The sequence below is a fragment of the Cupriavidus sp. 05T313 genome (genome assembly GCF_056396665.1).
Window position 1 is genome coordinate 40,912 of record NZ_JBFTLX010000023.1, and the last position, 6,434, is coordinate 47,345.

The 6,434-nt window shown below is 62.5% G+C and carries 6 protein-coding genes; 5 read left to right on the forward strand and 1 reads right to left on the reverse strand.

Annotated elements, in window-relative coordinates:
• The 5 genes from AC1DKD_RS08380 to AC1DKD_RS08400 all read left to right on the forward strand — a co-directional run bounded on the left by AC1DKD_RS08380 (nt 1) and on the right by AC1DKD_RS08400 (nt 6,097).
• On the forward strand, nt 1-3,159 hold the full coding sequence (locus tag AC1DKD_RS08380; RefSeq protein WP_477110968.1) for a phage tail protein: 3,159 nt from the start codon (nt 1-3) through the stop codon (nt 3,157-3,159).
• Nucleotides 3,160-3,174: 15 nt separating this feature from the next.
• Entirely contained in the window at nt 3,175-3,813 is a 639-nt protein-coding gene (locus tag AC1DKD_RS08385) for a phage tail protein (RefSeq protein ID WP_477110967.1), read from the forward strand.
• A gap of 8 nt (nt 3,814-3,821) precedes the next feature.
• Nucleotides 3,822-4,430: a tail fiber assembly protein gene (locus tag AC1DKD_RS08390; RefSeq protein ID WP_477110966.1), complete on the forward strand. Its 609-nt coding sequence runs from the start codon at nt 3,822-3,824 to the stop codon at nt 4,428-4,430.
• 208 nt (nt 4,431-4,638) lie between these two features.
• On the forward strand, nt 4,639-5,766 hold the full coding sequence (locus AC1DKD_RS08395) for a phage head spike fiber domain-containing protein (protein ID WP_477110965.1): 1,128 nt from the start codon (nt 4,639-4,641) through the stop codon (nt 5,764-5,766).
• Between the two features lies 1 nt (nt 5,767).
• Complete coding sequence (locus tag AC1DKD_RS08400) at nt 5,768-6,097, forward strand: hypothetical protein (RefSeq protein WP_477110964.1); 330 nt, start codon at nt 5,768-5,770, stop codon at nt 6,095-6,097.
• Between the two features lie 16 nt (nt 6,098-6,113).
• Here AC1DKD_RS08400 and AC1DKD_RS08405 read toward each other — a convergent pair.
• Nucleotides 6,114-6,434, reverse strand: a 321-nt coding sequence (locus tag AC1DKD_RS08405; protein WP_477143173.1) for a lecithin retinol acyltransferase family protein, incomplete at its 5' end; no start/stop codon positions are given.

Here is a 6,434-nt window from a genome sequence, read left to right on the forward strand (position 1 = left end):
ATGCCCGTCGCGATTATTCCTGCGATTGCCGCCGCCCTAGAGATTGCCGCCGGTACGCTTGCCTACTACGCGCTATCCGCTGTCGTTACGCTGGCCTTCACAGCTATCACCGGTGCCCTGATGGGCGCAATTTTCAAGCCGCGCACAAACAACAGCTTCAGCGCCGAGGCCCAAGGCCGCACACAGGTAGTCCGCTCCAACGTCCAGCCACGCAACATGATCTATGGCCGGGCAATGACGTCCGGCCCGCTCGTGTTCGCGGCCAGCACCAACGGAAGCGACAAGGCCAACCAGTTCATGCACCTGGTGATCGCGCTGGCCGACCACGAGTGCGATGCCATCGAGGAGGTGTATCTCGGCGAGGACGCTGTTGGCGGTCTGGACGGGTTCGGCTACGCAACAGGCGGCAAGTTCAGTAAGTCTTGGGGGGAATCGAGAACCAAGGGCTTCCCCGTTGATCCTCATGCGACATCGATGACGGTGTCAGTCGGGGAGGCAGTCCGCAGCATATCGTCGGTCGTGGTTGGGGTATCGAATGGGGAGTACGAGAACCAGTACACGGTCAATGACGTGTCGTGGAGCCAGGGCAGCGACGTCGTGACCGTGCGCGGTCTACCGGACGGTGCAACGGGTATCTCGATCACATTTGAGGCGCTGCGATCGAGGGCCTATGTCCGGATCAAGAAGCATCTCGGTGCGACCAATCAGGATGCCGATAGCGACCTGGTGAACGAGGTGCCCGGTTGGACCTATCACCATCGCCTTCTTGGGGTCTGCTACCTCTATGTGCGGCTGGAGTATGACGCCGACATGTTCCCCAATGGTTTGCCGAACATTAAGGCCGTAGTGCGCGGCAAGCGCGTGCTGGACCCGCGGGATGGCACGGTGTCCTGGTCGAATAACTGGGCGTTATGCGTCTACGACTACTTGCGGGACGAGCGTGGCTTTGGCTGCACGGATGCAGACATCGATGTGGCATCGGTGATCACCGCAGTTGGCGTCAGCAACGAGAGCGTGGCGGTCGCCGGCGGGTACCAGTTACGGTACCGCTGCGATGGCATTGTGATGAGCGACAAGTCTCCGCGCGACAACCTGACCGAGATGACGACGGCGGGCGCTGGCGCGGTGGTGATTTCCGGCGGGGTGTTCCGTGTGTTCGCTGGCGCATACGACATCCCGACGGTCACGCTGACGGAATCGGACCTGCGCGGCTCGATCAAGGTGCAGCCGCGCATCTCGCGCAAGGACCTCTTCAATCGGGTCAAGGGAACCTTCGTGGACCCGTCGAAATACTGGCAGCCGGGCGACTTCCCGGCTGTGGGCAATTCGTTGTATTCGGCGCAAGACGGCGAGGTGATCGATCGCGACATCGAGCTGCCATACACCACCGACAGCGTCGCGGCCCAGCGGCTGGCGAAGATCATCCTGGAGCGATCTCGTCAGGGGATCGTGGTCGAGTTCCCGGCCAAGTTGACAGCCTTCCAGCTCACGGCCTACAGCACAGTCAAGCTGACGCTCGCGAAGTTCGGCTGGGCCAACAAGGTCTTCCGGGTGATGTCCTGGAAGATGAGCGCCGACGGCGGCATCGACCTGGTGCTGAACGAGGAAGCTGCGGCAGTCTATGACTGGAACATGGGTAACGCCACGACGGTCGACCCAGCGCCGGATACCAACCTGCCGAACCCGTTTCTCGTGGAGAACCTCGGTCAGATCCGCATGGATTCGGGCGAGGAACAGTTGATCGTCAGCCAGAGCGGTGTGGTGACGTCGCGCATCCTGGTGTCGTGGCCGGCTGTGCAGGAGGCGTCGCTGGCGCAGTCCGGCCGCATCGAGTTGCAGTACAAGCGCGCAGACCAAGCCGACTGGACGATGCTGGCCCCGCTGACGGCGGATACCACCAGTACTTACCTTTCGCCGGTCGAGGACGGCATGCCATACCAGGTGCGAGGCCGGCTGGTCTCGGCGATCGGCGTACGCAGCAAGGATTGGGCGTACTCGCCAGTGCATACGGTAGTCGGCAAGCTGGCACCGCCGGCGGATCTGACCGGCTTGTCGCTGACTGTGCTGAACGGTTTTGCCAATCTGACGTGGGACGTGGCGCCCAACCTGGACGTCCGCAACGGGGGGCAGGCGCGGATCCGGCACACCACGGACCTGGTGCAGACGAGTTGGGCCAGCGCGATCGACATTGGTGGCTACATCTCCGGCGCGGCGAACTCTGCGCAACTGCCCCTGCTGGAAGGGGTCTATCTCGCCAAGTGGATCGATTCCACCGGTCATGAGTCGCCGACAGCGGCTGCTGTGATCACCACCGCGCCGTCGCTGCTTGACTTGAACGTGGTGGCGACCATCGCGGAGCACCCGGCGTTCTCGGGGGCGAAGAGCGGGGTGGTATTCGACCCGGCGGCGAATGGCATCAAGTTGGTCGGGCTCGGGCTTATCGACGATCAGGGGCTGATTGACGCCAGCGGGCTGTGGGACACGCAACCCGTGATTGATGGGCTTGGCCTGATCGACGACGTAGTCGGAAACGGGGGGTGGGGGCTGATCGACTCGCTGGGGGGTATCGCGGACAGCGGCACCTATACGTTCGCGGGATCGCTGGATCTCGGTGTTGTCGAGAAATCCCGGCTTACGGCCACCATCGATTCGGTGTCCTTCGATACGGATGATCAGATCGACTCACGGCTGGACCTGATCGACACATGGGGATCCGTGGATGGGAATCGCATCAACGATACCGCGGTCTCGCTGTATGTGCGGACCACGTCCGACGACCCGGGCGGGTCGCCGATCTGGTCCGAGTGGCAGCGCTTCTCCATGGGCGACTACGAGGCCCGGGCGTTCCAGTGGAAAGTGATTCTGGAAAGCCAGTCGTCTACGCACAACGTGGCTGTCACAGGCCTGACGGTTGGCGTCGACATGCCGGACCGCATCGAGCATCAGCATGACGTGATTTCAGCAGCTGGGCCGCACGCGATCGTATTCAGCAAGCCGTTCCGGATCGTGCCGTCCCTTGGCATCACCGCGCAGAACGGCGTGCAGGGCGACTACTTCACCATCACCAGCAAGTCCGAAGCGGGCTTCACCGTCAACTTCTTCACTAGCGCGGGCACGCCAGTCTCCAGGCGGTTCGACTGGGATGCCAAAGCCTATTAACTCAGAGAGGTAAGCATGTCTCAACACGACCTGGTTCTCGACAACCAGACGGGGGCGCTTTTTCGCGCGGACCTGAACGCCGCACTGAAGGCGATTGCGGAAAACCAGTCCGGCTCCGTAGCGCCGACCACGACCTATGCGTATCAGTTCTGGGCTGACACGGGGGCGGGCCTGCTCCGGATGCGGAATGGTGCCAATACCGCATGGGTGACTATCGGGCTGCTGGGTGTGCCGAACTTTGGCCACATCCTGCCCGGCGCAATCTTTTATCACGGCAAGAGCGCGGCGCCATCGGGCTACCTGAAGTGCAATGGCGCGGCAGTCTCGCGCACGACGTATGCGGACTTGTATGCGGAGATCGGCACCACCTTCGGCGCTGGGGATGGATCGACGACGTTCAATCTTCCCGAGCTGCGGGGCGAGTTCCCGCGCGGTTGGGACGATAGCCGCGGCGTCGACTCCGCTCGGGTGTTCGGCAGTGCACAGGCGCAGGGTGAGCGCGCTCACTACCACACGATCCAATACGGCGTGTACGGGCTCGGGGCCGGTGGCTCGAACATCACCGTCGTGAACACGAACACGGACGGCGCCACGATTACCGGCGGAGAAACGCGACCCCGTAACGTCGCGCTGCTGGCCGTCATCAAATATTGAGGATCAGCATGGACATCCATAACTATCACCCGATTTCCGGCGAGTACCTTGGCGACGGGCAGGCCGACGAAAACCCGCTCAAGCCCGAGGATCCCATCGTGCCGGGCTACGCCACGCCCACCGCGCCGCCGGCCGCCGGCGCGCGCGGCGTCGCGCTGTACCTGGGCGCCGACCGGCGCCCACCGCAGAACTGGCCGGACGGAGCCTGGACGCTTGCGCCCGACTATCGGGCCGAGCCGCTCTTCCGCATCGCCGACGGATCGCCGTTCGTGCTGGGCGCCGAGTACTCCGGCCTGGGAGATCTGCCCGCGTTCCTGACCGACGAGCCGCGCCCGTCGTCAGCGCACAAGTGGGTCGACGAGGAATGGACGTTGGACGTGGCGCTGGAGACCGAGCAGCTCGCTGCTGCCGCGCGTGCGAAGCGTGATGCGTTGCTGGCTGAGGCCGACCGGCTGATCGCGCCGCTGATGGACGCGCAGGTGCTCGAAGAGATCACGGCCGAGGAACTGGTCCAGCTGAAGGCCATGAGCCAGTACCGCAAGGCGCTTCGCGCGGTCACCGCCCAAGCCGGCTTTCCCCGCACCATCAACTGGCCGGTGAAGCCGGTAGGCGCATGAGGCTCGGACTGGGACTTTCCGTCACAGGCCTCCGGCGCGGCAGATACGACGCTGACGACCTGTCAAAGGGAACGCTGCTGCTGGACTTCACGGCAACGAATGAGCCGACAGCGCAACTCGATTTCGCCGCCAACACGTACCGCGCATGGGTCGATGACCCGACGTGGCCATACGGAATCGTCGGCGTATTCAAAGGGAAGGCATAGCTATGCTGGTGAGCAAGAATTTTGGTGACATCGTCACCTTCGCGCGGGCGTCGGCCGGATGGAGTTATAGCACCGGCGGCGTGCTCGTGCAGGCGGCGGCCAACGTGCCGCGGCTGGACTATGATCCGATCACGCTGGCGGCGAGAGGGCTGCTGGTGGAGGAAGCGAGAACGAATCTATTTACCAACTCAGACGGCACTGTCGCTCAGTTGGGATTGTCGAGCGGTGTGTCGGATGCTGTTAGCCCTATCGCATCGTACTTCTCCAAATCCATCCAGTTTCCTGGAGCGCCCGGCGCTACCGCGTACGCGTACAAGACCGCGACCACCACGTCGTCAGTACAGTATTGCCTCTCCTACTTCGTGCTCATGGATGACGGCAACGGACCCGTGATCGGGACCACCAGTAATACCGGTGACTTCTCTATGGTCTGCAACGGGGTCATCGCGTCGTCTGGTGTCGTGTCGGTGAACTGTGGTGGTGGCATCTATCGAGTCTCCACGCCATACACCGTAGGTACTGGCGCGGGCATGAACTTCGGGGTCGCCAAGTACACAACCCAATCAGCGCGCGGCTTCCGCGTTACTGGCTACCAGTTGGAGGTGGGGGCCGCTGCGAGTAGCTACATCCAGACCACCGCGGCCCAGGCGACTCGCGCCGCCGACAACGCGACCATCACCGACCTGAGCAAGATCGCCTACAACCAGACTGAAGGCACGTTCATATCGAAGTTCATTGTTCCGCAGGCGGCGAGCACCGCGCAAGGCATTTTCAATGTGAACGATGGGACGATCGCGAACCGATTCATTGCCTACGTGCTCTCCGGTGGATTGCGCATCATGTCGGCAGTCAGCAACGTGCCATTGACTATTAATGCCGGGGCACTCCCTGCTTCCGGCTCTGCGGCGAAGATCGCCATGGCGTATAAGGCGAATGATTTCGCCGTCTCTGTCAACGGCGGGGCGGTTACGATGGGTTCGACACTTGGACTTGCATCAGGAATGTCCATGCTCCGACTCGGCGGGACAAACCATGCTGCAGGATCTGAGGCTTTTAACTCCTGTCTTCAACGTTTGGATTACATCCCGGTGCGCAAGACGAACGCCGAACTGCAAACTCTTTCCGCGTGAGGTGACTATGTTCCATGACTACTACCTGCGCGGCCCCGACCGCGACACCACGCGCGCGGCGCTGCTGGCCGCCGGCCTGACGGTCGAATACACCGAGGACGGCGAGCCGGTGCGTATGCCCGCCGAGGGCGTCAACCTCTCGACCATCGGCACGATCTACGAGGGCGGCACGTGGGATGCCGATGGCAACGTGATCACGCCGCCGACGGCCGTGCCCGGGTGGCACGTGAACTTGCGGCTGGAACGCCCGCTGACCGCCGGCGAGGCGGCAACACTGGGCAGCATTGTCGTCGCGCCGGAGCCGGGCACGCCGTATCGGGTGTGGGCGTAAGTTTTGGCGGACGCGATTATCGATAGATGCTTGGGACGTTCCAAACTCGCCAGTTGTCGACGCCCAGCCTCGTTTCACACTCGTGCTTTAGCATCCAGAGGAAATTGATTTGCCTATCCGGTTCTCCGCTGATGCATGAGGCGGCGAATTGGTGGCAGTTGTCGATGATGACGTTGTAATTACGAGTGCCGCCGATGCGTTTCTTAGCCCGCGCTGCGGTTTCGCGGCTACCAACGGGAGACTTCCCCCGGCAGCCAACGTATATGCTGAGTCCCGTTCCGCCAGCGATAAATTCCTTTGGCGATACAACCTCAATGGACCCCTTGCCGTTCAATTG

Excerpts from the sequence above, each read along its gene's own strand:
- AC1DKD_RS08390 (WP_477110966.1), top strand. The coding sequence starts at position 3,822 with ATGGACATCCATAACTATCACCCGATTTCCGGCGAGTACCTTGGCGAC.
- AC1DKD_RS08380 (WP_477110968.1), top strand. The coding sequence starts at position 1 with ATGCCCGTCGCGATTATTCCTGCGATTGCCGCCGCCCTAGAGATTGCC.
- AC1DKD_RS08385 (WP_477110967.1), top strand. The coding sequence starts at position 3,175 with ATGTCTCAACACGACCTGGTTCTCGACAACCAGACGGGGGCGCTTTTT.
- AC1DKD_RS08395 (WP_477110965.1), top strand. The coding sequence starts at position 4,639 with ATGCTGGTGAGCAAGAATTTTGGTGACATCGTCACCTTCGCGCGGGCG.